This is a genomic window from Micromonospora sp. WMMD710 (assembly GCF_029626045.1).
GTDB lineage: Bacteria > Actinomycetota > Actinomycetes > Mycobacteriales > Micromonosporaceae > Micromonospora.
The window spans coordinates 6103135-6127069 of the sequence record NZ_JARUBD010000001.1 but is presented as its reverse complement, the minus strand read 5'-3'; the positions used below and the strand labels follow the sequence as shown (position 1 = coordinate 6127069).

The following is a 23935-nucleotide window of genomic DNA, read 5'->3' as shown; positions in this document are numbered from 1 at the left end:
CGGCCCCGCAGGCGTCAGGCGGCGGTGGCGCGGACGTACGCCACGCACTCGTCGTGCAGCGTCGACCACTGCTCGCCGAACGCCTGCCTGGCGGCGACGTCGAGCGTTCTGCGCTCGTGCACCACGGTCTTGAAGAAGGCGAGCACCCGCTGCGACCCGTACCGGTCGACGAGGTGCCGGACGGCGAGGTACCCGATGCCGTAGCTGCCCCCGACCCGCTCGGCGGAGGCGTCGTCGGCGGGGGTGACTCCGTCCAGTTGGCCGTCCCACCCGCCGCGGACCAGCGTCCGTACCTCGGCCAGCCCCTCGTACCGTTCCACCGGCCGGCCGCCCGCGCCCGCGAACTCGGCCAGCCCTTCGACGAGCCACCAGGTCAGCTTGCCCGGGTATCCGCGCTCCGGCAGGGACGCCGCATGGGTCAACTCGTGCCGGAGCAGCTCGTCGGCACCGCTGCTGGTCAGCCCTTCGGCGTTGAGCACGACCTCGTGGTGGCCGCCGCCCACGGTCACCGCGTAACCGCCGGTCCACTGTGGTCGACCGCCGCCGTACCAGCGCTGCCACTCGGTGCGACCCGCGTAGAAGATCCGGTAGCGATCGGGTGGTGAGCCGGCGGCCACGTACCCGTCGGCGACCCTGGCCGCCGCCTCCGCCTGGGTGAGCAGGCCGGGCAGTTTGGCACGCAGCGCCGGTGTGGTGGCGACGATGGTGCGCGGGCCGACCGCCACGGCCAGGTCGCTGATCTCCCACGGCCGGGTGCCGGTCTCGGCGGACTTGGACTCCTCCAAGGCGACCAGCAGCGGCTGGTCGCCGTTCTCCCGCCAGCGGGTGCCGATCAGCACCGGGCTGGGCTGGCAGCCCGGGGCCACGAAGCAGTACTGGAAGCGCACCAGCAGCCGCCACTCGCCCGCCTTGCCGACGACCGGCACGGGCAGGCCACTCGGTTCGGCCCGCCAGACGGTCACCTTGAGGGCGCGCAGCGCGGCGAAGCGGCGACGCAGGTCGGTGTGCGCGGCCGGTTCGGCGACGGCGAGGTAACCGGCCCGATCACCGCCGAGCAACGCGGAGGACTGGCGCCGGAGCTGGGCGGTCATCCGGTCGGACAGCCCACGGGCGACCGCGGTGGCCGGATCGTCTGTCGCCGGGGCCCCGATCCGACTGATCGTGGGGCGGCCACCGGCCTCGCGGACCACCCCCACCACCAGCAACGCCGGCAGGCCGCAGCCCAGGACCAGGACGATCACCACGAACGCCGTCCACAGCGGCCAGAGCCGCCGCGGTGCCGGGCGCTGCACCCCGTCAATCACCCGCCGAAGGGTACGACCATTCGTCCCATCGAGCGAGGCCGACCCCGTCCGGACGGGTACGGCTCACCCGGCGGCGGACGGCCACGATCGGAATGCCACGTCCAGGCCGGCGACCAGTTGCTGGTACGAGCGGTCCACCTCGCGGGGCAGACCGAAACCCCCGGCGGCCTCCAGCGCGACGAATCCGTGCAGGGCGCTGCGCAGTGCCCGGGTCGCGTCGACCGCGTCGTCGTCGGTGAGCCCGTACCCGCGCAGCACCGCATAGATGGCGGCGACCGCCCGCGTCCCCGCCTCGACGTGCTCGGGGTCGGCCGGGTCGGGCACCCGCTGGGTCGCCGGGTAGCGGCCGGGGTGCCGGTGGGCGTAGTCGCGGTAGGCGTCGGCCATCGCCCGTAGCGCGTCCCCGCCGGCCCGACCGGCGGCGGCCGTGGTCAGCTCGGTGGCCAGCTCGGCGGTGGCCAGCGCGGAGAGCTTCTGGGCCAGTGCGTCGGCACCACGGATGTGCTTGTAGAGGCTGGGCAGCGCGACACCGAGCCGACTGGCGAGCGCCGCCAGGGTGAGCTGCTGGTAGCCGACCTCGTCGGCCAGCCGGGCCGCCTCCCGGACCAGGGTCTGCTGGTTGAGACCGACCCTAGGCATCGGCGCACACCGCCAGGAAACCGATCAGTTCCTCGGCCGTCCGCTGTGGCCGGTCGGCGTGCGGGTAGTGACCGGACTCCCCGATCATCCGGGCCTCGGCGGTGCGGTAGAGCCGGCGCGCGGCCCGCACCTCGGCACGCGGATCGGGGAAGTCCGGGTCCTTGTCGCCCATCAGCACCAGCACCGGTTGCCGCACCTGCGGGGCGCGGGCGGTCCAGTGCGGCTCGACCGGCGCGATCACACCGCGCGTCGCGGCCATCCGGCCAGGTTCGCGCAGGTTGGCCACCATCGACCGGCGGTACGCGTCGTCGTCGTCGGGCCGGTGCACCGGGAAGAGCGTCTTGTGGAACATCCCGAACAGTCGCGGGCTGCGCAGCACGGCACCCATCGCCAACCGCAGCAGCGGGTTGAGCTTCGGCTGACCGACGAAGGCGCCGATCTGCACAATGCCGGAGACCAGCTCGGGAGCGTCGGTGGCGGCGAAGACCACCGCCGCCGCGGCCGACGAGCTGCCGACCAGCACGGCCCGCCCGGCGTCCAGGTCGCGGACGACGGCCAGCAGGTCGGCGCCGACCTCCGCCGGGGCGTACGTGGGCCAGCCGACGCTGGACTCTCCGTGCCCCCGGACGTCGACCGAGGCGACCCGGTGACCGGCGGCCACCAGCAGGGGCACGAGGTGGCGGAAGCTCGCCCTGTTCTCCCCCATGCCGTGCGCGAGGACGACGAGCGGCCCGTCGCCGTGCACCTCGTAGGCGATGTGTCCACCGTCCCGACGGACCAAGCTAGTTGTCATAGCCATAAAGCTATTCCACTTAGCCAACGCCGTCAAGCCCCGGACCTACGCGACGGGCCGGCGGCGGCCCGAGGGGTCGCCGCCGGCCCGTCAGCCGATCGGTCGGGGTTACTTCTTGGAGATCAGGGCGCGGCCGAAGAAGACCAGGTTGGCCGGGCGCTCGGCGAGGCGGCGCATCAGGTAGCCGTACCACTCGTCGCCGTACGGGACGTAGGTGCGCACGGTGTAACCCTCGCCGGCCAGCCGGGCCTGCTCCTCCGGGCGGATGCCGTAGAGCATCTGGAACTCGAAGCGCTCCGGCCCCCGGTCGAACCAGCGCGCCCGGTCCTCACCGATGGCGATCATCCGGGGATCGTGGGTCGCCAGCATCGGATAGCCGTCGCCGGACATCAGGATGTTCATGCAGCGCACGTACGACTTGTCCACCTCACGGGTCGACTGGTACGCCACCGACTCCGGCTCCTTGTAGGCGCCCTTGCACAGCCGGACCCGCGAACCGGCGGAGGACAACTCCCGGCAGTCCAACTCGGTCCGGCGCAGGTACGCCTGGAGCACCGCGCCGGTCGACGGGAAGTCCTTGCGCAGCTTGCCCAGCACCTCCAGCGTCGAATCGGTGGTGGTGTGGTCCTCCATGTCCAGGGTGACGGTGGTGCCCGCCGCGTCGGCGGCCGCGCAGATCGCCCGCGCGTTGTCGTACGCCAACTGCTCGTCGAACAGCTGACCGAGGGCGGACAGCTTGACGCTCACCTCGGCCGCCGGGGTGAGACCCGCGCCGGCGAGCATCTTGAGCAACCGCAGGTACTCGTCCCGGGTGGCGGTGGCCTGCTCGGGGGTGACGGTGTCCTCGCCCAGGTGGTCGAGGGTGACCGCCAGACCGTCGTCGACGAGCCCACGGGTCGCGCGCAACGCGTCGTCGGTGGCGGCGCCGGCGACGAACCGGCGTACGACGTCCCGGGTGAACGGGGCGGTCGCGACGAGCCGCTCGACCTGGGATGACCGGGAGGCGGCGAGGATGACGGAACGGAGCATGAACCGAGCGTATCGCCCCTGCCAGGGGCCCCGCCGAGGGGCAGCCGAGGCACCTCGGCAGCGGGGCGGGGCGGCGGCGGTGGCGTCGATCGACTACAACGATGCGGTGGACCAACGCCCCCGCCGCCGGCTCCGGTCGGCCTCCGTGCAGCTCGGCGCGCTCACCGCTCTCGCGCTCGCCCTCTCCGGCTGCAATATGACCTCGGACGACGACGATGACGACGACTGCGCCCTCGGGCCGGTCGGTGGCGGTGAGACGGTCGCGCTGGCGATGCTGGTCGCCGCGCCGGCCGGGGGCAGAGCCGCCCCGGAGCCGACCACCGCGGCCCTGCCCGAGCGCGGCGGGTTCGGCACCCACCTCGCCTCCTGCGGCGGCTGAGGTGCGCCGCGAGACGGTCACTCCGCGACCCGACTGGGACGCCACCATCCGGTCCCAGGGGCTCGTCTACGTCGACACCGAGCTGCCCGACGGCGGGATCATGTCGTACTGGGACGAGACCGCCGCGTACGCCTTCGACCTGGACGAGGTGCTGCGGCTGGAGGAGGCCACCGAGGAACTGCACCGGATGTCGGTGGCCGCCGCCGAGCACGTCGTGGCGCAGCGCCGGTACGCCGAATTCGGTATCCCGGAGTGGGCGGCCGAGGCGGTGGCCCGGTCGCTGCGCGAGGCGCCACCCACCCTCTACGGGCGCTTCGACCTGGCGTACGACGGCACCTGGCCGCCGAAGATGCTGGAGTACAACGCGGACACCCCCACCGCACTGGTCGAGGCGAGCATCATCCAGTGGTACTGGCTGGAGCAGACCCGACCCGAGCTGGACCAGTGGAACAGCCTGCACGAGCGGCTGGTCGGCGCCTGGGCCAAGATCGGGGCCGGGCTGCACGACCCCCGGGTGCACGTGCTCTGGTCGAACGAGGAGGAGTCCGGCGAGGACCACATGACCGCCGGCTACCTCGCCGAGACCGCCCGGCAGGCCGGCCTGAGCGTCGAGCTCCAGCCCATCCAGGAGATCGGCTGGGACGGCCGGCGCTTCGTCGACGCCGACGACCGCCCGGTGACCACCTGCTTCAAGCTCTACCCGTGGGAGTGGATGCTGGCCGAGCCGTACGGGCCGGCGGCGCTGGCCCCGGGCACGCCGACCACCTGGATCGAGCCCGCCTGGAAGCTGCTGCTGTCCAACAAGGCGCTGCTCGCGGTCCTCTGGGAGCTGTACCCCGGCCACGAGTACCTGCTCCCGGCGTACCTCGACTCGCCGCGCGGCATGACGGAGTACGTGGCCAAGCCGCTGCTCGGCCGGGAGGGCGGCTCGGTACGCATCGTCACCGCCGACGAAGAGATCACCAACCCGGGGATCTACGGCGACGAGGGCTGGTGCTACCAGGAGTTCCGGGCGTTGCCGCAGTTCGCCGGCAATCGGATGGTGCTGGGCAGCTGGATCATCGACGGCGAGTCGGCCGGCGTGGGGGTACGGGAGAGCGCCAGCCTGATCACCGACGGCTACGCGCGGTTCCTGCCGCACTACATCGACGCGCCACGCGCCCCGTGAGTCGTCTACCGTTGGGGGCGTGAACTTCGACGCGTACGCCCGGACCGGCGTTGACCTGGTCAACGCCCGCCTGGACGACCTCGACGACCTGCGGGCCCTCTTCCCCGACGACAACGCCTGGATGCGCGACGAGGTCGCGGAACGGGACGTCGTGATTTTCCGGCGGGCACAGAAGCGGCTGCGTGACGTCTTCGAGTACGGCACCTCGGGGCGCGACGCCCAGGCGGTCACCGAGCTGAACGCGCTGCTCGAGGCGTTCCCGGTCCAGCCGCGCATCTCCGGGCACGACTCCAGCGACTGGCACATGCACGTGACCAGCCGAGGCGCGTCGGTCAGCGCCGAATACCTGGCCGGCGCCGTGTGGGGGCTGTCGGTGTGGCTCTGCGAGTACGGCAGCGCCCGTTTCGGGGTGTGCGCCGACGAGCGGTGCGGCAACGTCTACCTGGACACGTCGTCCAACTGCTGCCGGCGGTTCTGCTCGGAGCGCTGCGCGACCCGTTCGCACGTGGCGGCGCACCGGGCCCGCAAGCGGGCCGCCGTGGGCGAGCAGGTGACGGTGGCCGCTCAGCCGACCGCCGGCGCCGACTCGCTCACCACGGTCAGCTGACGCCGCCGCCCGGCCCGTTCCGGGCGGTCAGGCGTCGACCGGGGACGGTGCCGTGAGGTGCTGTCGGGCGAACTCCAGCGCGGTGCGCAGGTCCGCCTCGCGTACCGCGCGGCTCTTCGCGCCCCGCGTCGCGACCTCCACCGCCACCGCCCCGGTGAATCCGCGCCCGGCCAGCGACGAGAGCAGCTCACCGCAGGGCTGCGTGCCGCGCCCGGGCACCAGGTGCTCGTCGCGGCCCTCGCCGGTGCCGTCGCCGAGGTGCACGTGGGCCAGCCCCGCGCCCATCCGGTCGGCCATCTCGAGGGGGTCGCTGTGCGAGGCCGCGCAGTGCGACAGATCCAGGGTGTACGACGGGTAGCCGGTGTCGGTGGGATCCCAACCGGGGACGTACGGCACGAACTGCCGGCCCGCCATCCGCACCGGGTACATGTTCTCCACCGCGAAGCGCAGCCCGGGAAACCGGTCCGCGACCGTGGCGAGACCCTCGGTGAAGCCCCGCGCGTAGTCGCGCTGCCAGGTGAACGGCGGGTGCACCACCACCGTCGGCGCTCCCAGCGTCTCGGCCAGCTCGGCGGCCCTACGCAGCCTCTCCCACGGGTCGGGGCTCCACACCCGCTGGGTGACCAGCAGGCAGGGCGCGTGCACCGAGAGCACCGGCACGCCGTAGTGCGCGGACAGGCCGCGCAGGGCACCCGCGTCCTGGCTGACCACGTCGGTCCAGACCATCACCTCGACACCGTCGTACCCGAGCGCCGCGGCCAGTTGGAACGCCGCCGCGGTCGGCTCGGGGAAGACCGACGAGCTGGACAGAAGCACCGGAACGCGGGAAGTCACATCAGCCAGGGTAGCCCGGAGACGCGATCAGATCGGTTCGAGTTGATCGAGTCGACGGAGGATGACGCCCTCACGCAGCGCCCACGGGCAGATGTCCAGCGAGTCCAGATCCAGGCGACGCATCACCGCCTCGGCGACCACGGCACCGGCCAGCAGCTGGTGCGCCCGGCCGGTGCTGACCCCCTCCAGCTCCATCAACTGGGCCGGCGGGATGTGCCGGATGAAGCCGATGACCTGCCGCAAGCCGGCTCGGGTCAGGCTCCGCCGCACCCACAGGCCCGCGCCGGACGGTGCCGCCCCGGCCAGTCGGGCCAGGGTGCGGAACGTCTTCGAGGTGGCCACCGCCCGATCCCAGCCCACCTCGGTCATCTGGTCGACCACCTTGTCCAGCCGGCCGTCGACGTACTCCCGCAGCTTGTCGACGGCCTCGGCGGACGGCGGCGCCGAGCTGGCCGGGTCGACCCGCAGCCGCTCCCGGGTCAGGCGCCCGGCACCGAGCGGCAGCGAGACCGCGACGTCCGGGTCCTCGTCGATCCCGGCGGCGATCTCCAGGGAGCCACCGCCGATGTCCAGCACCAGCAGCCGCCCCGCCGACCACCCGAACCAGCGCCGCACGGCCAGGAAGGTCATCCGCGCCTCGTCCGCGCCGGAGAGCACCGCGAGACGTACGCCGGTCTCGTCACGGACCCGGGCGAGCACGTCGGGCGCGTTGGTGGCGTCGCGCACCGCCGAGGTGGCGAACGCGATCAGGTCGTCGGCGTCCAGTCCGGCAGCGGCCGTCTTCGCCATGCCCACGGCCTTGACCAGGCCGTCCGCACCCGCCTCGGTGAGCGCTCCGTCGGGGCCGATCTGCTCGGCCAGCCGGAGCACCACCTTTTCCGAGTGCGCCGGCCACGGGTGTGCGCCGTGGTGCGCGTCCACCACCAGTAGGTGCACCGTGTTGGATCCGACGTCGAGTACTCCCAGCCGCATGGTGAAGACCCTAGGTGCAACTCGTTTGCGCGGCTCGCCGGCCCGCGGACGTCACCGCGCGTACGCTGGGCCGGGTGACGATGGAGCTCCGCGTGCTGGTGGACGATCCGGGCGACCCGCGCAGCCGTGAGGTGCCACTGGACTTTCCCCGGGAGTGGATCGAGTTCGCCGACCCGGCGGACGAGACTCACCTGATCCGGGCCGACCTGACCTGGCTGCTCTCCCGCTGGACGTGCATCTTCGGCAAGGGCTGCCACGGCATCATCGCCGGTCGGTCCGCCGACGGGTGCTGCTCGCACGGGGCGTTCTTCACCGACTCGGACGACGAGAAGCGGGTCCGCAACGCCGTCAAGCTGCTCACCCCGTCGACCTGGCAGCACTTCCGGCGCGGGTTCAAGAGCTGGACCGACGAGGACACCATCGACGGCAAGAACCCGGCCCGTCGCACCGCCACCCAGGGCACCGAGGGGCCGTGCGTGTTCCTCAACGACGCCGACTTCGCCGGCGGGGGCGGCTGCGCGCTGCACGCCCAGGCGCTGCGTGACGGCGTGCACCCACTGGAGTACAAGCCGGACGTCTGCTGGCAGCTGCCGATCCGGCGGGACCAGGAGTGGGTCAAGCGACCGGACAACACCAAGGTGCTGGTCTCCACGCTGTCGGAGTTCGATCGGCGCGGCTGGGGTTCCGGCGGGCACGACCTGGACTGGTGGTGCACCTCCTCGACGGACGCGCATGTCGGCACCGAGCCGATGTACCTGTCGTACGGGCCGGAGCTGACCGCCCTGATCGGCGCGGCGGCGTACGAGCGGCTGGCCGAGCTGTGCGCGGCCCGGGTCAAGCAGGGCATGGTAGCCGCGCACCCCGCCGACGACGTCTAACCGATCTTGGTAGCAAGGTTGCTATCATTCGCCGTATGGCCATGACGCTCCGCCTCGACGACGATCGTGAACGGCAACTCCGCCTCGTCGCGGACGAGGAGGCCCGGTCGATGCACGCCGTCGTTGTCACCGCGATCGACGACTACCTGGCCCGGCGCAACGCCAAAGAGTTCGGCGACCTCACGGACGAGATCATCGAGCGCCACTCGACACTGCTCGCCCGCCTGGCCGAATGATGACCGAGGTCCGTTACCCCACACTCGCCGACGTGGCGGGCATCGCCCGCAAGCTCGGCGTCGGGATCAGGGACGTCGGCCTCGTGGAGTCCGCGGTGGCTCGACCGAAGACGAGTGTGTTCGGAGATGACGCCTACCCCGATCTGTGGACCAAGTCGGCGGCGCTGCTGCACTCACTGGTCAACAACCACCCGTTCATCGATGGCAACAAGCGCATCGGTTGGATCGTGGCCATCGCCTTTCTGCTCCAGAATCGCGCGATCACCGTCGCCCAACTCGGTCAGACCGACCAGGACGTGGCGTATGACCTGGTCATCGGCGTGGCGGAGAGTCGCGTGACGGAGGTCGCCGAGATCGCCGTCGCGTTGCGCAAGCTGTTCTGAGCGCGGCGGGTCAGCGCAGGGCGGCGTCGACCAGCGTGCGGGCGCTGCGCCGGGCCACCTCGGCGATCACCGGGTCGCCGTCCAGCACGCCGCTGGCGAGCCCGCCGTCGAGCAGCAGGGTGAGCTGTCGGGCGAGCAGTTCCGGTTCGGCAGCGCCGGCCTGCCGGGCCAGCTCGGTCACCCAGGCGCGGACCACGGTCTTGTGCTCGACCGTCCGGGCGTGCACCGGCCCGCCCGCAGGTGACTCGGCGGCGGTGTTGATGAACGCGCAGCCGTGGTATCCGTCCCGGCGACAGGCGCCGACCAACGCGTCGAACATCCCGACCAACTGGTCGCGCGGTTCGTCGCCGGCGTCCCGGGCCGCCGCCCGCAACGCGCCGAACCACGTCTGGTCGACCCGATCGAGGTACGCCAGCACGAGATCGTCCTTACGCGGGAAGTGCTTGTAGAGCGTCGCTTTCGCCACGCCCGACTCGGCGATCACCGTGTCCACCCCGACGCCGCGCGGCCCGTGCGCGTAGAACAGCCGGAACGCGGTGTCCAGGATCCGGTCCCGGGCCGAGCCGGCCGGGGTGCGGGGCGCGGGCATCGGTTCTCCCTCGATCTGCTGGTATCGGGCCGATCCTATAGACAGCTCCGTCTGTAAATCCCACCGCGTCAACGGCCGACCACGCCCGGGCGTGGCTCGCCTGGCTTCCCACCGTCCTTGGCGCGTCCACTGTCCGGCCCTGGGTGCACTCCCCGCAGCCTGTAGAGCTGCCCCGGATATGGGGCGGACCCTTCGAGGTGGACAGCACGGACAGCACGGACAGCACGGGCTCCCGTTCTCCTGGAGCAGCCACACACGTGACCCGCCCCACTTCTGGGGCAGCTCTACAGGCTGCGGAGGGCACCACCCCAGCCGCCGGCCATAACCCCACCCGGCACGGCACGGCACGGCACGTGGCCTTGATGCGCACGACGCTGCTCACGAGGCAGCAGTAGACAGACCCGTCTGTTAGCCTGCTGGCACTCGACACGAGTCCACTCGGCACACCGACGGAGGATCGATCGACATGCGTATCGCAGTTCTCGGAACCGGCTCGGTCGGGCAGGCGATCGCCGCTCGCACGGCGGAGCTGGGCCACCAGGTCACCATCGGCACCCGCGACGTCGCGGCCCTGCGGACCGGCGCACAGGCCGCCTGGGTGGCGCAGCACCCCGAGGTCGACCTAGCCACCCTGGCCGAAGCCGCCAGCGCCGCCGAGCTGGTGGTGAACGCCACAAACGGCAACGGCTCGCTCCCCGCCCTGACCGCGGCCGGCGCACCGAACCTGGCCGGCAAGGTCCTGCTCGACATCGCCAACCCGCTCGACTTCGGCGCGGGCTTCCCGCCGAGCCTCTCGGTGCACAACACCGACTCCCTCACGGAGCGGATCCAGCGCGAGTTTCCGCAGGCCAAGGTGGTCAAGTCGCTCAACACGATGACCGCCGAGCTGATGGTGCACCCGCGGCAGCTCGCCGACGGCGCGCACAGCGTCTTCGTGTCCGGCGACGACGCCGAGGCCAAGCGGATCGTCACCGGGCTGCTCATCAGCTTCGGGCACACCGACGTGATCGACCTCGGCGACCTCTCCACCGCACGAGGCACCGAGATGCTGCTGCCGCTCTGGCTCCGGCTCTACGGCCGGCTCGACACCGCGATCTTCAACATCAAGGTCGTCCGCTGAGAGGTACGCGGATCACGGTTCGAACTTGTAGCCCAGACCCCGCACGGTGACGATGAAACGCGGTGCGGACGGCTCCGGCTCGATCTTGGAACGCAGGCGCTTGACGTGCACGTCCAGCGTCTTGGTGTCACCGACGTAGTCGGCGCCCCAGACCCGGTCGATGAGCTGACCACGGGTCAGCACCCGGCCGGCGTTGCGCAGCAGCAGCTCCAGCAGCTCGAACTCCTTCAACGGCAACTGCACGGCACCGCCGTCCACGGTCACCACGTGCCGCTCGATGTCCATCCGGACGGGCCCGGCCGCGAGCGTCGGTGCGCCCGCGTCGGCCACCTCCGGGCTCTGCCGGCGCAGCACCGCCCGGATCCGGGCGACCAGCTCACGGGGCGAGTACGGCTTGGTGACGTAGTCGTCGGCGCCGATCTCCAGGCCGACCACCTTGTCGATCTCGCTGTCCCGGGCGGTGACCATGATGATCGGAACGGCCGACCGCTGCCGGAGCTGCCGGCAGACCTCGGTCCCCGACATCTCGGGCAACATCAGGTCGAGCAGCACGATGTCGGCGCCGGTCCGGTCGAACTCGGTGAGGGCATCGGTGCCGGTCGCAGCGACCGAAACCTCAAAGCCCTCCTTGCGGAGCATGTACGACAAGGCGTCGGAGAACGACTCCTCGTCCTCGACCACGAGAACGCGGCTCAAGGGGGATTTCCTTTCCATGTGCTGTCAGACCTGCCGTAGCTCGGCCGGACCGGGCTCGATCCCAACCGGCGGCAGTGTCGCCAGCAGGTCGTCCGGTGGACTTGCGGGCAACCGGAGGGTGAACGTCGATCCACCACCAAGAGTGCTCGACACCTCGACCCGTCCGCCATGGTTGCTCGCGATGTGTTTGACGATGGCCAGGCCGAGCCCGGTGCCACCGGTGGAACGCGAGCGGGCCTGGTCGGCCCGGTAGAACCGTTCGAAGATCCGGTCCACGTCGGTCGGGGCGATACCGATGCCCTGGTCGGCGACCGCGATCTCGACGTGTTCGTCGCCCTGTCGCAGGGTGACCCGTACCACCGTGTCCTCGCCCGAGTAGTTGATGGCGTTCTCCACCAGGTTCGCCACCGCAGTGGCGAGTTGGGTGTCGCTGCCGTACACGGTGAGGCCGCGCTCGCCGTCCACCATCACCTCGACGCCCCGGGCGGAGGCCGTGGTGCGGGTCCGGTCGACCACCTCGGCGATCACCCAGTCCAGCGCGACCGGCTCCGCCGGCGGCTGCGGCTCGGCGCCCTGCAACCGGGTCAGCTCCAGCAACTCCTGCACAAGCCGGCCCAGGCGGGTCGACTCGTGCTGGATACGTTCGGCGAACCGGCGGGCGGCCACCAGGTCCTCGGAGAGGGCGGGTGCCGCCGCCTCGGCCGGCTCGGTGGCGTCCAGCAACGCCTCGGCGAGCAGTTGGAGCGCACCGATCGGGGTCTTGAGCTCGTGGCTCACGTTGGCCACGAAGTCACGTCGCACCCGGGCCAGTCGGTGCGACTCGGTCACGTCGACCGCCTCCACCGCGATGAACCCGTTGCCGATGCCCATCGCCCGCAGGTGCACGCCGAGCGGGTTCTCCCCCGCGCTGTCGCGGCCCCGGGGCAGGTCCAGCTCGATCTCGCGCCGGACGCCGGTGCGTCGCACCTGGCCGGCGAGGGTACGGATCAACGGGTGCGCGGCGATCGTGCCCGGGGCGCTGCCGGTGCGCAGCAGACCCATCGCGCGGGCGGCCGGGTTGATGAGCACGGGCACGTCATCGTTGTCCAGCACCACGACACCGGCCCGGAGTGAGTCGATCGTCCGGCGGCCGAGCCCGGCCTGCTGCTCGTCGGCTATCGCGAGCCTCCCCCTGCTCCAGCGAGAGCTTGCGCTCCCCGTCGACGTGGAACGCTCCCGCGCCGGCAGGAACCGGGGCAGCACGAGCCCGGCGGCCAACCCGGCCACCAACGCCACAGCCACCACGACCGCCACCGCCCACTCCACCCGGCGATCGTAGGGGCATTGTTAACCTGGCTACCACACAGACCGGGACGAACCACCCGCACTTCGAGGAATGTTCACCCCCACGTCTGGCGTCGTTCACCGTGGTTCATCCGTGGTCCGTCCGCGCCACCTACCGTTGGCGTCGCACCTGCTCACCACTGCGCCGGCACCCCGTCGGCGGTGACCGACCACAGGACGTGATGATGCGCGACGAGTTCCGGGCCGACCTCCAGATCGTCAGCCAACTGCTGGTGGACATGGCGGAGGGCGTCCGCGCCGCCATGCGCCAGGCCACCCGGGCCCTGCTCACCGCCGACCGGCAGGCCGCCGAGACGGTCATCGAGCGGGACGCCGAGATCGACGACCTCTACCGACACGTCGAGGAACGGGTCTGCGACCTGCTCGCCCGGCAGGCACCGGTCGCCTCCGACCTGCGTGCCATGATCACCGCACTGCACGTCGCCGCCGACCTGGAGCGGATGGGTGACCTCGCCGACCATGTGGCGAAGACGGCACTGCGCCGGCACCCCTCCCCCGCCGTACCGGCGGAGCTGCGGACGGTCTTCACCGAGATGTCCGAGATCGCCGACCGGATGGCGGCGAAGATCGGCTCGGTGCTGGCGAAGCCCGACGCCGACCTCGCCGGCGAGCTGGACCGCGACGACGACGCGATGGACGAGCTGCACAAGAGCCTGTTCTCGGTGCTGCTCGGCGACGACTGGCCGTACGGGGTGGAGACGGCGATCGACGCCACCCTGCTGGGCCGCTTCTACGAGCGCTTCGCCGACCACGCGGTCAACGCCGGCGAGCACGTGATCTTCCTGATCACCGGTGAGAACAAGCCCGCCAGCATCTGACCCGAACAGCAGAAAGGGCCCCGGCAACCGCCGGGGCCCTTTCTGCTGCGCTCAGCGGCCCTGGTTGGCGACCGCGGCGGCCGCTTCCTTCGCCGCCGTCGGGTCAAGGTAGGTGCCGCCCAGGGTGAGCGGACGCAGCTGCGGGTCGAGGTCGTAGCGCAGCGGGATGCCGGTCGGGATGTTCAGCTTGGCAATCGCCTCGTCGGAGATCTGGTCGAGGTGCTTGACCAGGGCTCGCAGCGAGTTGCCGTGCGCGGCCACCAGCACCGTCCGGCCGGCCAGGATGTCCGGCACGATCGAGTCGTACCAGTAGGGCAGCATCCGCTCGACGACGTCCTTGAGGCATTCGGTACGCGGCATCAGCTCGGTCGGCAGCAGCGCGTACCGCGGGTCGCCGACCTGCGACCACTCGTCGTCGTCGGCGATCGGCGGCGGCGGGGTGTCGTACGAGCGACGCCAGAGCATGAACTGCTCCTCGCCGTACTCGTCCAGGGTCTGCTTCTTGTTCTTGCCCTGCAGGGCGCCGTAGTGCCGCTCGTTGAGCCGCCACGACCGGCGTACCGCGATCCAGTGCCGGTCGGCGGCGTTCAGCGCCAACTCGGCGGTGCGGATCGCCCGGCGCATCACGCTGGTGTGCACGACGTCCGGCAGCAGGCTGTGCTCGCGCAGCAGCTCGCCGCCGCGCCGTGCCTCACCCTCGCCCTTTTCGGTCAGGTCGACGTCCACCCAGCCGGTGAAGAGGTTCTTGGCGTTCCAGTCGCTCTCACCGTGCCGCAGCAGGACCAGCGTCCCGACGGTGGGCCCCTCGCTCGCAGTCATGCGGATCATCCTGCACCAACCGCGCGCGGGACACGCGGGCACCCGTCGTGACGACCACCACGTGAAAAAGCTGATGACCTGCGAATCCGGCCAGCACTAGGGTTGTAAGGCGCTGTAGTCACATCGGTCATTACTTGCAAGCGGGGGCACCACATGCGGACGATGCGGAGTTGGTTCCGGGACACCACCGGCGGCCTGCCGACCACCTTCTGGTACCTGTGGACCGGCACCCTGATCAACCGGCTCGGCTCGTTCGTGCTCGTCTTCCTCGCCATCTACCTGACCCAGGAACGCGGCTTCTCGGCCTCCCAGGCCGGCCTGGTGCTCGGGCTGTGGGGCGTCGGCGGCGCGGTCGGCAGCACCGCCGGCGGCACCCTCGCCGACCGGTGGGGCCGCCGGCCCACGCTGCTCACCGCGCACGTCGGCGCTGCCGCCATGCTGCTCGCGCTCGGGCTGGCCCGGAGCCTCTGGGCAATCGCGTTGGGCGCCCTACTGCTCGGCATGTTCGCTGAGGCTGCCCGGCCCGCGTACAGCGCCATGATGATCGACGTGGTGCCGGCGAAGGACCGGTTGCGCGCGTTCTCGCTCAACTACTGGGCGATCAACCTCGGCTTCGCCTGCGCCGCCGTCCTCGCCGGCCTCGCCGCGCAGGCGGACTACCTGCTGCTGTTCGTGGTCGACGCCGGCACCATGCTGATCACCGCGCTGATCCTCTTCACCCGGGTGCCGGAGACCCGGCAGACCGGGCCGGCCGCCGCGGCGACGATGCAGGCCCCGCGCGGCGCCCTGCGGACGATCCTCACCGACCGGGTCTACCTCGGTTTCGTGGCGCTGAACCTGTTCGCCTCGCTGGTCTTCCTCCAGCACATCTCGATGCTGCCGATCGCCATGGCGGACGACGGTCTCAGCCCCACCACCTACGGCTCGGTGATCGCGCTCAACGGCGTCCTGATCGTGGCGGGCCAACTCTTCGTGCCTCGACTGATCCGGGGCCGGAGCCGCTCGCACGTGCTGGCGCTGGCCGCCGTGGTGATGGGCGTCGGCTTCGGGTTGACCGCGTTCGCCGGCACCCCCTGGCTCTACGGCCTGACCGTGCTGATCTGGACGGTCGGCGAGATGCTGAACTCGCCGTCCAACTCGACCCTGATCGCCGAGCTGTCACCGGCCGAACTGCGGGGTCGCTACCAGGGCGTCATCTCCCTCTCCTGGCAGATCGCGGGCGCCGGCGCGCCGATCCTCGGCGGCCTGGTGCGCGAGCACGCCGGCAATGACACGCTCTGGTTCGCCTGCGCCGTGATCGGCGCCCTGACGGCCGTGGCGCATCTGGTGTCGGGGCCGGCCCGGGAACGGCGTGCCGCCGAACTGCGTCACTCCGGCGAAGCACTGGCACCGGTCCGCACCCGGGCGCCGCAGCCCGCCGAAGCGGTCGCCTGACCGCGGTCCGGCTACTGTTAGGAAGCTGAACTGTCAGGAGGTCGGGTGCGGGCCCTACGCCGTTGGTGGGACGACACTGCCGGTGGACTCCCCACCACCTTCTGGTACCTGTGGTCCGGCCTGCTCATCAACCGTGCCGGCGCGTTCGCGATGCTCTTCCTGGCGCTCTACCTCACCGACGCGCGCGGAGCCAGCGAGGCGGTGGCCGGCACGGTCGTCGGCGCGTACGGGGCCGGCGGGGCGGTCGGTGTGCTGCTCGGCGGGGTGTTGGCCGACCGGTGGGGCCGTCGGGCCACCCTGCTCGCCGCGCACCTCGTCACCGCCGGCCTGATGGTGGCGCTGGCGTTCAGCCGGCCCCTCGTGCTGATCGCGGTGCTCTCCGCACTGGTCGGTGTCGTGCACTCGATGCCCAGCCCGGCCTTCGTCGCGGCGATCGTCGACGTGGTGCCCGCGCAGCGCCGCTCCCGCGCGTTCAACCTCCAGTTCTGGGCGTTCAACCTGGGCATGGCGGTCGCCTCGCTGCTCGCCGGGGTGCTGGCCGAGGCCAGCTTCACCGCGCTGTTCCTCGTCGACGCGGGCGCCACCCTGACCGCCGCCGCCGTGATCGGCTGGAAGGTGCCGGAGACCCTGCGACGGGCCGCGCCGGCCGTCGACCTCGGGCCACCTGCCGAGTCCGGCCGGTCCCGGCGTCCCGGCCTGCACACCGCGCTCACCGACCGGACGTTCCTGATCTTCGTCGGGCTCACCTTCGTGCTGGCCGTCCTCACCCTGCAGACCTCGACGATCATGCCGCTGGCCATGCGGTCGGATGGCCTGGGTCCGTCGGCGTACGGGGTCGTGGTCGCACTCGGCGGCGCGCTGATCGTGGTCGGGCAACTGTTCGTGCCCCGACTGATCGACCGGCACCGCAAGGACGTCGTGCTGGCGGTCTCCACCGCCCTGCTCGCGCTCGGATTCGGTGTGCTCGCCGTCGCGGACGAACTCGCGGTCTACCTCGGCGCCGCCGTCGTCTGGACGGTCGGGTCGATGCTCGCCGCCCCACCCAACGCCCAGATCAACGCCGACCTGGCACCGCCGCACCTACGGGCTCGCTACCAGTCGGTCTTCTACCTGACGTTTCCGGCGGCCGCGTTCGTCGCACCCACGCTCGGCGGCGTCAGCCTGCAGCACCTCGGCGACCGGCACTGGCTGATCGTGGGCGGCCTGGGCCTGCTGGCCGCACTGGGCCACCTGCTCGCCGGACCACCCCGGGAGCGGCACGTCGCCGCACGGCGCCGGGCCGCCGGCCGGGAGCCGAGCGCACCCGCCGACCGCGTCCCGGCCGGATGAACCGACCAGACAGGCCATTGGGGTACGCACAGCGCAAAGCGCCCACCACGTCCCGAAGGTCATGGTGGGCGCCCGCCGGTGGGGCCGGCGGCGGCGGGCAACACTCACCCCCGTAAGCATCGCCCGCTCACGCCGCCGGTCCAAACAGGTGGGCACCGTCCCCCAACGGTTTGTCCACCCGTCCCCTCGCACCTCGCCTGGTGCGCGGATCTGTTCGATCCGCCGCTCCCCCGAACGTTTCCAAGCGTGGCGCGGTGCAATAAAGTTAGTTCGCCCGGAATCTGGAATCAACCCAGAATGGCTGTCTCGCCCATCACAACTGGCGAGTATCCCCAGTTCGAGCCTCGGTCTCTGGCAACAGCCGCATACCCCTGCGGCATTCCCACAAACACCTCAGCCGTCCTCCCGATCGGGTGACTCGGTACGGAAGAAGTTGCTCTGCCGACCGTCACGCATCTGCTCCTGATAGATCAGGTTCAGCCGTCGCAGGTCGAACGTGTAAAACCACTCATCCCAGGTGATTTCGCGGATCCGGCTGCTTTCCCGGTACCCGGGGATGTTGAACGTCAGCACCCCGGCCCGGCCATCCCGCTCGGTGCCGGCAATCGTCGCCGGTTTCGCCCCGCGCTCCCGCGCCCAACGCTGGATCACCTCGTGGTTCGCGGTGATCAGGCTACGCCCCGGCCGCTCCGGTCGATCCGCGATCGACGACATCACCTGCGAACTACGGACCGACCGGCCGGTACCCCGCCCGGTCCGGATCCCACCGGCTGCCGTGGCGCCGGTCGACCGGGTCGGCGCCGCCCGCTTCGCCGCCGGCCGCGCCGGGGCCTTCTTCGCCGGCGCCTTCCGCGCGGGCGCGGTGCGGGCCGTCGCTGTCGTGCGCGCGGCAGCCGTCTTCCGGGCGGCCGTCGACCTGCGCGCAGCCGCCGACGTCGTGCTCTTCCGCGCCGCCGTCGTCTTCCTGGCCGGCGTGGTCTTGGACGCCGTCGTGGTCTTCCTGGCCGCCGTCGTCTTCCTGGCCGCCGTGGCCTTGGCCGTCGTGGTCTTCTTCGCCGCCGTGGTCTTCCTGGCCGGCGTGGTCTTGGACGCCGTGGTTCTCTTGGCGGCAGCCGTCTTCTTGGCCGCGGCCCGCTTCGCGGGGGCGCTCTTGTTCGCCGGCGCGGCCTTCGCGCGACTCGGCGCCGGTCGTGCCGCCGCCTTCTTCGTCGCGGCGGCACGACCGGCCGACGCCCTGCTGCCGGTGGCCCGACCCGCCGGGCCGGTGCTGCGCCGGCCCGCACCGGAACGCAACGAGCGCACCAACTGCTTCACCAGGTCAGGCTTACGCAGGGCCGAGATCCCGGTTACCCCGCGTTTGCGTAGCTGCCCGCGGATGTCGTCCACCCGCATCCGGGAGATCTCCGTCTCGGAGACGCCGGGAGTACCCGGCGTCTGGTTGCCCGTCTGTCGCTTCGTCCTGGTCGCCGTTGCGCCGCGACCTGAGCTGTTCCGCTGAGCCATGGGACGCTCCGCTCCTTGACACTCCGCCATCGGCACGCGGGGGTCCCTTGCCGCACCGCGCGGTGCGGCATACCCGTCAGGGGCACTCCGAACCACCAGCCGCAGGCCAGATGCGGTCAGGACGGGTCGGGGCCGGCACCGGAAGGCTCGAAGAGGTGGGCGAACGCGGCCAGATTCGCGGTCGACTCACCGCGCTTGACCCGCCACTCGTACTCGCGCCGGATGGAACTGCCGAAGCCGATCTCCAACATGGTGTCGAAGGACTCGTCGGCGTACGTGAGCACCGCCCCGAGCAGCCGGTCCAACTCGTCGGCGTCCACCCCCGCCGGGTTGACCCGCCCGGTCAGGTACACGTCGCCGACCGCGTCGGTGGAGAACGAGACGCCGTACATCCGGGCGTTGCGCTGCAACAGCCAGGCCCACAGTTCCTCACGTCGCTCGTCCGGCTGGCGCATCACGAACGCCTCGACCCGCAGCGCGTGCTCACCGACGATCAGGTTGCAGATGGTCTTGAGCTTGTGGGTGCCCGGCAGGGTCACCGCGTACGAGCCGGGACCGGTCGACTCCCAGGCCAGGTCCCGCTCGTCGCAGACCGACTCGATAAGACTCGCAAGATCGCTCTTCGGGCTCACCGGGCCACTCTACGACCGACCTGGCCCACGCACCCGGCGACGACCGACGGCAGGGGTCACCAAGAGCAGGAGAGCGCGGGATCGCCCGCCAGGTTAGCGGCGAGCCGCGTGCGGTGCGCGGAGATCGCCTCGCCGTAGACGTCGAGCAGGCCGGCCACCGTGCGATCCCAGGAGAAGTTGCGGGCGTGCTGCTCGGCCCCCCGGGCCAGGGCAGCGCGACGGGCCCGGTCGGGCAGCAGGCGGCGCAGCGCCAGAGCCCAGTCCACCGGGTCGTGCCCGTCGATCAGCACCCCGCTCACCTGGTCCCGCACGGCCGTGACCAGCCCACCCACGGCGGCCGCCAGCACCGGCGTGCCGCAGGCCTGCGCCTCCAGCGCGACCAGCCCGAACGATTCGTTGTGCGACGGCACCGCGACCAGATCGGCGGCCCGGTACAACGCCGGCAGGTCGTCGCCGGTACGCGGCGGCAGGAACCGCACCCGGTCGCTGACCCCGAGCGTGGCGGCCAGCTCGATCAGCGCGGTCGGCCGGTCCAGCCCACTGCCGCTGGGGCCACCGCAGATCACCACGGTCACCTGAGCGGCCAGCGCCGGATCGCGCTGCCGCAGCGCGGCGACCGCCCGGATCAGCACGTCGGGAGCCTTGAGCGGCTGCACCCGACCGACGAACGCCACCACGTACCCCTCGACCGGCAGGCCCAGCCGGCGACGAGCGTCGCGGGTCGCCGCGGACCGCTCACCCGGCGCGGGCCGGAAGCGGTCCAGGTCCACACCCGGCTGCACCACCGTGACGCGGCCGGGGTCGGCGTCGTACCGGTCGACCAGGTCGGCGGCCTCCACGCGGGTGTTGGCGACCAGCCGGTCCGCCTCCGCGACCACCTGCTCCTCGCCGATCACGCGGGCCTTGGGTTCCGGCCGGTCGCCGGCCGCGAGCTGAGCGTTCTTGACCTTCGCGAGGGTGTGCGCGGTGTGCACCAGCGGCACCCCCCAGCGCTCCTTGGCCAGCCAGCCAACCTGCCCGGAGAGCCAGTAGTGCGAGTGGATCAGATCGTAGTGGCCGGGCGGACGGGACGCCTCGGCCCGCAGCACCCCGGCCGTGAAGGCGCAGAGCTGACCCGGCAGCTCCTCCTTGGTCAGCCCTTCCAGCGGCCCGGAGGTGATGTGCCGGACCTGCACGCCGGGCGCCATCTCGACCACCGGGGGCAAATCGCCGGAGGTGGCCCGGGTGAAGATCTCCACCTCGACGTTGGCCTCGGCCAGCCGCCGGGCGACCTCCAGGATGTAGACGTTCATCCCACCGGCATCACCCGTGCCGGGCTGGTGCAGCGGGGACGTGTGCACCGACAGGGTGGCGATGCGGCGTGGCTGGGGCCACGGTCGGGCACCTCGCTGACGACCGACGCCGGTGTGCATTTCCGCCACGTCCGCTCCTTTGTCACGGTTGATGTCGTCTCGCACGACCGGCGCTTCTCGGTCAACCTGTACGCCGGATGTCATCTTCCCCATCGGGCTACGGAAATGCGTCAGCGCGGCCGGCCGGGGTGACCGACCTCATCACCGCGCCCGCACCGACGCGGCCCGCACGCCCGGTCGGGATCGGCCGCGCGGTGCGGGAGACAATGACCCGATGACCTCTGTCGCCATCGTCACCGGAGCGTCCAGCGGGATCGGCGCGGCAACCGCCCGTCGACTCGCCGCCGAGGGTTTCCACGTACTCGCCGCCGCACGCCGCGCCGACCGACTCGCCGACCTCGTCACCGAGATCACCGCCGCCGGCGGCCAGGCCACCGCAGTGACCTGCGACGTCACCTCGGACGAGTCGGTCGCCGCCCTCGCCGAGGCCGCCGCGCAGGCACCCGGACCGGTCACCCTGCTGGTCAACAACGCCGGCGGGGCACGCGGACTGGACCCGGTGGAGTCCGGCTCGATCGGCGACTGGCAGTGGATGTACGACGTGAACGTGCTCGGCACGCTGCGGGTCACCCAGGCGCTGCTACCAGCGCTGGAGGCGTCCGGCGCCGGCAGCATCGTGGTGGTCTCCTCCACCGCCGGCCTGACCGTCTACGAGGGCGGAGGCGGGTACACCGCCGCGAAGCACGCGCAGACCGCCATCGCCGGCACGCTCCGGCTGGAGCTGTGCGGGCGACCGCTGCGGGTCATCGAGATCGACCCGGGCATGGTGAAGACCGACGAGTTCGGGCTGGTCCGCTTCGACGGCGACGCCGACCGGGCCGCCGCCGTCTACGCCGGGGTGCCCGACCCGCTGGTCGCCGACGACGTGGCCGACTGCATCGCCTGGTGCGCCACCCGTCCCCAGCACGTCAACGTGGATCGGCTGGTGGTGCGGCCACGGGCGCAGGCAGCCCAGCACAAGGTGCACCGAATCGGCCAGTGACGCCAGCATGAGCGGGGCAGCCCGGCACCGGCCGCTCGGCGTCGTCACGCGGGGCACCACCAACCCGAACCGGCTCCGTCGGGTGGACAACTGGATCGTCGCCACCTGCGCCGACCGGCTGGTGGCGGCGGCCGACCCGCTGGTGGTCGACCTCGGCTACGGCGCGACCCCGGTGACCGCGGTGGAGCTGCGGGCCCGGCTGGCCGCGGCGGTACGCCCCGACGTACGGCTGGTCGGGCTGGAGATCGACCCGGCGCGGGTGGCGGCCGCGGCACCGGCCGCCGACCCACCCGGGCTGACCTTCGCCCGCGGCGGGTTCGAACTGGCCGGGCTCCGGCCGGTCCTGGTCCGCGCGTTCAACGTGCTACGCCAGTACGACGAGAGCGAGGTCGCCGACGCCTGGCGGACGATGACCGCCGCGCTCGCCCCCGGCGGCGTGCTGGTCGAGGGCACCTGCGACGAGCTGGGTCGGCTCGCCAGCTGGCTGCTGATCGACGCGGACGGCCCCCGGACGCTGACCCTGGCCGCGAAACTCACCACGCTGGGCAGCCCCGCCGAGCTGGCCGAGCGGCTGCCCAAGGCGCTGATCCACCGCAACGTCCCCGGTGAACCGGTCCACGACCTGATCCGGGCCCTCGACGGCGCCTGGCAGACCGCCGCCCCGTACGCCACCTTCGGTCCCCGCCAACGCTGGCTCAGGGCGGTCACCCACCTGAAGAACACCGGCTGGCCCGTCCTGGCAACCCCCACCCGCTGGCGCCAGGGCGAGCTAACCCTCCCCTGGCCCCTCCCCAAACCCCACCCCGACCCACCCCACCCCTGACCCACCCTGACCCACCCTCCCGCCCCTGACCCACGTCGATCATGGAGTTGTGGTGGGCGCTTTGGCCACGGAAGAGCGGAATGTCTCCCACCATAACTCCATGATCGACCCGGCCAGGGGCGGGAGGGTGGGGTGGGGTGGGGTGGGGTGGGGTGGGGTGGGGTTAGAGGGTGCAGTTGATGAGGACTGGTTCGGGGTGCAGGGTTACGCCGAAGCGGGTGTGCACCGTGTCGCGGATGGTGGCGGCCAGGGTGAGCAGGTCGGTGGTGCTGGCGTTGCCGCTGTGGTTGGTGAGGGCGAGGGTGTGTTTGCCGGAGATGGCCACGCCGTCCGGGCCGGGATGCCCCTTCGCGAAGCCGGCCTTGTCGATCAGCCAGGCCGCGCTCACCTTGACCATGCCGTCGGCACCGGGCCAGTTCGGCGGCTCGCCCAGGTCGGCGGCGTGTTCCCGGAGCGACTCGTAGGTCGCCGGGTCGAGGACCGGATTGGTGAAGAAGGAGCCGACCGAGCGAGTGTCCGGGTCGTTGGCGTCGAGCACCATGCCCTTGCCGGCACGCAGCCGCAGCACCGCCGCGCGGGCGTCGGCCAGCGGAACCTGGTCGCCGACGTCGACACCGAGCGCGCGGGCCAGTTCGGCGTAACGCACCGGGCCGGAGAGCGGGGATCTGGTGAGCCGGAAGTCGACGGACAGCACCACCCAGCGGTCCCGGTACTTGAAGATGCTGCCCCGGTAGGCGAAGCCGCAGTCGGCGGCGGGGATGGCGTAACGGGCGTCCTCGGTCCGGTCGTACACCTCGACTCCGGTGATCGTCTCGGCGACCTCCTGACCGTACGCACCGACGTTCTGGATCGGGGTCGCGCCGGTCGAGCCGGGGACGCCGGAGAGACACTCCAGCCCGGACCAGCCGTTGGCCACCGTGGCGGCGACCAGGTCGTCCCATGGTTCGCCGGCCTCGACCCGTACCGTGACGGACGCGGCGTCCTCGGCGACGACGCGCAGGCCGCGGGAGCGCACCAGGACGACCGTGCCCGCGAAGCCTGTGTCGCTGATCACCACGTTGCTGCCGCCGGCCAGGATGAGGATCGGCTCGTCGGCCCCCCGAACTGCCTGGACGATGGCGTCGGGGCTGGTCGCGGCCACGATCCGCCCGGCCGGGCCGCCCATCCGCAGCGTGGTGTAGCCGGCCAGTGGACCGGGGATGGCACGATCGG

Annotated in this window: 26 protein-coding genes; 12 read left to right on the top strand and 14 right to left on the bottom strand. The window is 71.7% G+C overall.

Translation table 11 applies throughout. The features are described from left to right. Nucleotides 1-14: 14 nt before the first annotated feature. The 4 genes from O7620_RS28410 to O7620_RS28395 form a co-directional block, all read right to left on the bottom strand. Entirely contained in the window at nucleotides 15-1304 is a 1290-nt protein-coding gene (locus O7620_RS28410) for a hypothetical protein (RefSeq protein WP_278126183.1), read from the bottom strand. Nucleotides 1305-1367: 63 nt separating this feature from the next. Beyond that, entirely contained in the window at nucleotides 1368-1943 is a 576-nt protein-coding gene (locus O7620_RS28405; RefSeq protein ID WP_151489918.1) for a TetR/AcrR family transcriptional regulator, read from the bottom strand. Next, complete coding sequence (locus tag O7620_RS28400; RefSeq protein WP_278126181.1) at nucleotides 1936-2736, bottom strand: alpha/beta hydrolase; 801 nt, start codon at nucleotides 2734-2736, stop codon at nucleotides 1936-1938. Before O7620_RS28400 ends, O7620_RS28405 begins: the two co-directional genes overlap by 8 nt. Nucleotides 2737-2844: 108 nt before the next feature. Next, the gene (locus tag O7620_RS28395; protein WP_278126179.1) at nucleotides 2845-3765 is read right to left on the bottom strand and encodes a proline dehydrogenase family protein; all 921 of its coding nucleotides are present in this window, start codon (nucleotides 3763-3765) and stop codon (nucleotides 2845-2847) included. Between O7620_RS28395 and O7620_RS28390 the strand changes: the two genes are divergently transcribed. From O7620_RS28390 to O7620_RS28380, 3 genes are read left to right on the top strand one after another with little or no spacing between them, the layout of a single operon-like run. Beyond that, the gene (locus O7620_RS28390) at nucleotides 3764-4144 is read left to right on the top strand and encodes a hypothetical protein (protein WP_278126178.1); all 381 of its coding nucleotides are present in this window, start codon (nucleotides 3764-3766) and stop codon (nucleotides 4142-4144) included. The genes O7620_RS28395 and O7620_RS28390 overlap by 2 nt on opposite strands. A 1-nt stretch (nucleotide 4145) precedes the next feature. Further along, nucleotides 4146-5312 carry a glutathionylspermidine synthase family protein gene (locus tag O7620_RS28385; protein ID WP_278126177.1) on the top strand — a complete coding sequence of 389 codons (1167 nt, stop codon included), beginning with the start codon at nucleotides 4146-4148 and terminating at the stop codon, nucleotides 5310-5312. 19 nt (nucleotides 5313-5331) lie between these two features. After that, nucleotides 5332-5919, top strand: coding sequence for a CGNR zinc finger domain-containing protein (locus tag O7620_RS28380; RefSeq protein ID WP_151489914.1), 588 nt, complete (start codon nucleotides 5332-5334; stop codon nucleotides 5917-5919). A 27-nt stretch (nucleotides 5920-5946) separates the two neighbouring features. Here O7620_RS28380 and O7620_RS28375 read toward each other — a convergent pair whose 3' ends face one another. Together O7620_RS28375 and O7620_RS28370 are read right to left on the bottom strand one after the other, a co-directional pair. After that, complete coding sequence (locus O7620_RS28375; protein WP_278126175.1) at nucleotides 5947-6753, bottom strand: sugar phosphate isomerase/epimerase; 807 nt, start codon at nucleotides 6751-6753, stop codon at nucleotides 5947-5949. Nucleotides 6754-6780: 27 nt separating this feature from the next. Then, complete coding sequence (locus O7620_RS28370; protein ID WP_278126173.1) at nucleotides 6781-7725, bottom strand: Ppx/GppA phosphatase family protein; 945 nt, start codon at nucleotides 7723-7725, stop codon at nucleotides 6781-6783. Nucleotides 7726-7805: 80 nt separating this feature from the next. Here O7620_RS28370 and O7620_RS28365 point away from each other — a divergent pair, with 80 nt between their 5' ends. The 3 genes from O7620_RS28365 to O7620_RS28355 are packed head-to-tail and all read left to right on the top strand — an operon-like array spanning nucleotide 7806 to nucleotide 9222. Further along, nucleotides 7806-8603, top strand: a complete 798-nt coding sequence (locus tag O7620_RS28365; protein WP_278127185.1) for a hypothetical protein — start codon at nucleotides 7806-7808, stop codon at nucleotides 8601-8603. A gap of 35 nt (nucleotides 8604-8638) precedes the next feature. After that, nucleotides 8639-8839, top strand: a complete 201-nt coding sequence (locus tag O7620_RS28360; protein ID WP_151489911.1) for a CopG family transcriptional regulator — start codon at nucleotides 8639-8641, stop codon at nucleotides 8837-8839. After that, nucleotides 8836-9222, top strand: coding sequence for a Fic family protein (locus O7620_RS28355; RefSeq protein WP_278126172.1), 387 nt, complete (start codon nucleotides 8836-8838; stop codon nucleotides 9220-9222). Before O7620_RS28360 ends, O7620_RS28355 begins: the two co-directional genes overlap by 4 nt. A gap of 10 nt (nucleotides 9223-9232) precedes the next feature. On the opposite strand, the gene O7620_RS28350 is transcribed toward O7620_RS28355, so the two are convergent. Then, nucleotides 9233-9811 (bottom strand): TetR/AcrR family transcriptional regulator, encoded by a 579-nt coding sequence (locus O7620_RS28350; RefSeq protein WP_278126170.1) that lies wholly within the window; start codon nucleotides 9809-9811, stop codon nucleotides 9233-9235. A gap of 466 nt (nucleotides 9812-10277) precedes the next feature. Between O7620_RS28350 and O7620_RS28345 the strand changes: the two genes are divergently transcribed. Then, on the top strand, nucleotides 10278-10931 hold the full coding sequence (locus tag O7620_RS28345; protein ID WP_278126168.1) for an NAD(P)-binding domain-containing protein: 654 nt from the start codon (nucleotides 10278-10280) through the stop codon (nucleotides 10929-10931). Between the two features lie 12 nt (nucleotides 10932-10943). Here the strand turns inward: O7620_RS28345 and O7620_RS28340 are convergent, their stop codons facing one another. After that, the gene (locus O7620_RS28340) at nucleotides 10944-11627 is read right to left on the bottom strand and encodes a response regulator transcription factor (RefSeq protein WP_151489907.1); all 684 of its coding nucleotides are present in this window, start codon (nucleotides 11625-11627) and stop codon (nucleotides 10944-10946) included. Nucleotides 11628-11651: 24 nt separating this feature from the next. Then, a complete protein-coding gene (locus tag O7620_RS28335) occupies nucleotides 11652-12932 on the bottom strand; it encodes an ATP-binding protein (protein ID WP_278126167.1) in 1281 nt (426 codons plus the stop codon). Nucleotides 12933-13135: 203 nt separating this feature from the next. Between O7620_RS28335 and phoU the strand changes: the two genes are divergently transcribed. Beyond that, nucleotides 13136-13789: a phosphate signaling complex protein PhoU gene (gene phoU, locus O7620_RS28330; protein WP_151489925.1), complete on the top strand. Its 654-nt coding sequence runs from the start codon at nucleotides 13136-13138 to the stop codon at nucleotides 13787-13789. Nucleotides 13790-13840: 51 nt separating this feature from the next. Here phoU and O7620_RS28325 read toward each other — a convergent pair whose 3' ends face one another. After that, a complete protein-coding gene (locus tag O7620_RS28325; RefSeq protein WP_007465667.1) occupies nucleotides 13841-14608 on the bottom strand; it encodes a phosphoglyceromutase in 768 nt (255 codons plus the stop codon). Between the two features lie 153 nt (nucleotides 14609-14761). Here O7620_RS28325 and O7620_RS28320 point away from each other — a divergent pair, with 153 nt between their 5' ends. Continuing rightward, the gene (locus tag O7620_RS28320) at nucleotides 14762-16042 is read left to right on the top strand and encodes an MFS transporter (RefSeq protein WP_278126165.1); all 1281 of its coding nucleotides are present in this window, start codon (nucleotides 14762-14764) and stop codon (nucleotides 16040-16042) included. A gap of 45 nt (nucleotides 16043-16087) precedes the next feature. Further along, nucleotides 16088-17371 carry an MFS transporter gene (locus O7620_RS28315; RefSeq protein WP_278126163.1) on the top strand — a complete coding sequence of 428 codons (1284 nt, stop codon included), beginning with the start codon at nucleotides 16088-16090 and terminating at the stop codon, nucleotides 17369-17371. Between the two features lie 393 nt (nucleotides 17372-17764). On the opposite strand, the gene O7620_RS32140 is transcribed toward O7620_RS28315, so the two are convergent. The 3 genes from O7620_RS32140 to mshA form a co-directional block, all read right to left on the bottom strand. Next, a complete protein-coding gene (locus O7620_RS32140; protein WP_347403807.1) occupies nucleotides 17765-18664 on the bottom strand; it encodes a hypothetical protein in 900 nt (299 codons plus the stop codon). Nucleotides 18665-18990: 326 nt separating this feature from the next. Further along, nucleotides 18991-19506 (bottom strand): YbjN domain-containing protein, encoded by a 516-nt coding sequence (locus O7620_RS28300; RefSeq protein ID WP_151489902.1) that lies wholly within the window; start codon nucleotides 19504-19506, stop codon nucleotides 18991-18993. 56 nt (nucleotides 19507-19562) lie between these two features. Beyond that, on the bottom strand, nucleotides 19563-21032 hold the full coding sequence (gene mshA / locus O7620_RS28295; protein WP_278127184.1) for a D-inositol-3-phosphate glycosyltransferase: 1470 nt from the start codon (nucleotides 21030-21032) through the stop codon (nucleotides 19563-19565). A gap of 100 nt (nucleotides 21033-21132) precedes the next feature. On the opposite strand from mshA, the gene O7620_RS28290 reads away from it, so the two are divergent. Both O7620_RS28290 and O7620_RS28285 read left to right on the top strand, forming a co-directional pair. Continuing rightward, nucleotides 21133-21900 carry an SDR family NAD(P)-dependent oxidoreductase gene (locus O7620_RS28290; RefSeq protein ID WP_278126160.1) on the top strand — a complete coding sequence of 256 codons (768 nt, stop codon included), beginning with the start codon at nucleotides 21133-21135 and terminating at the stop codon, nucleotides 21898-21900. Nucleotides 21901-21907: 7 nt separating this feature from the next. Beyond that, nucleotides 21908-22723, top strand: coding sequence for a class I SAM-dependent methyltransferase (locus O7620_RS28285; protein WP_278126159.1), 816 nt, complete (start codon nucleotides 21908-21910; stop codon nucleotides 22721-22723). Nucleotides 22724-22886: 163 nt separating this feature from the next. Here the strand turns inward: O7620_RS28285 and O7620_RS28280 are convergent, their stop codons facing one another. Then, nucleotides 22887-23924 (bottom strand): UDP-N-acetylmuramate dehydrogenase, encoded by a 1038-nt coding sequence (locus O7620_RS28280; protein ID WP_278127182.1) that lies wholly within the window; start codon nucleotides 23922-23924, stop codon nucleotides 22887-22889. Between the last annotated feature and the right edge of the window lie 11 nt (nucleotides 23925-23935).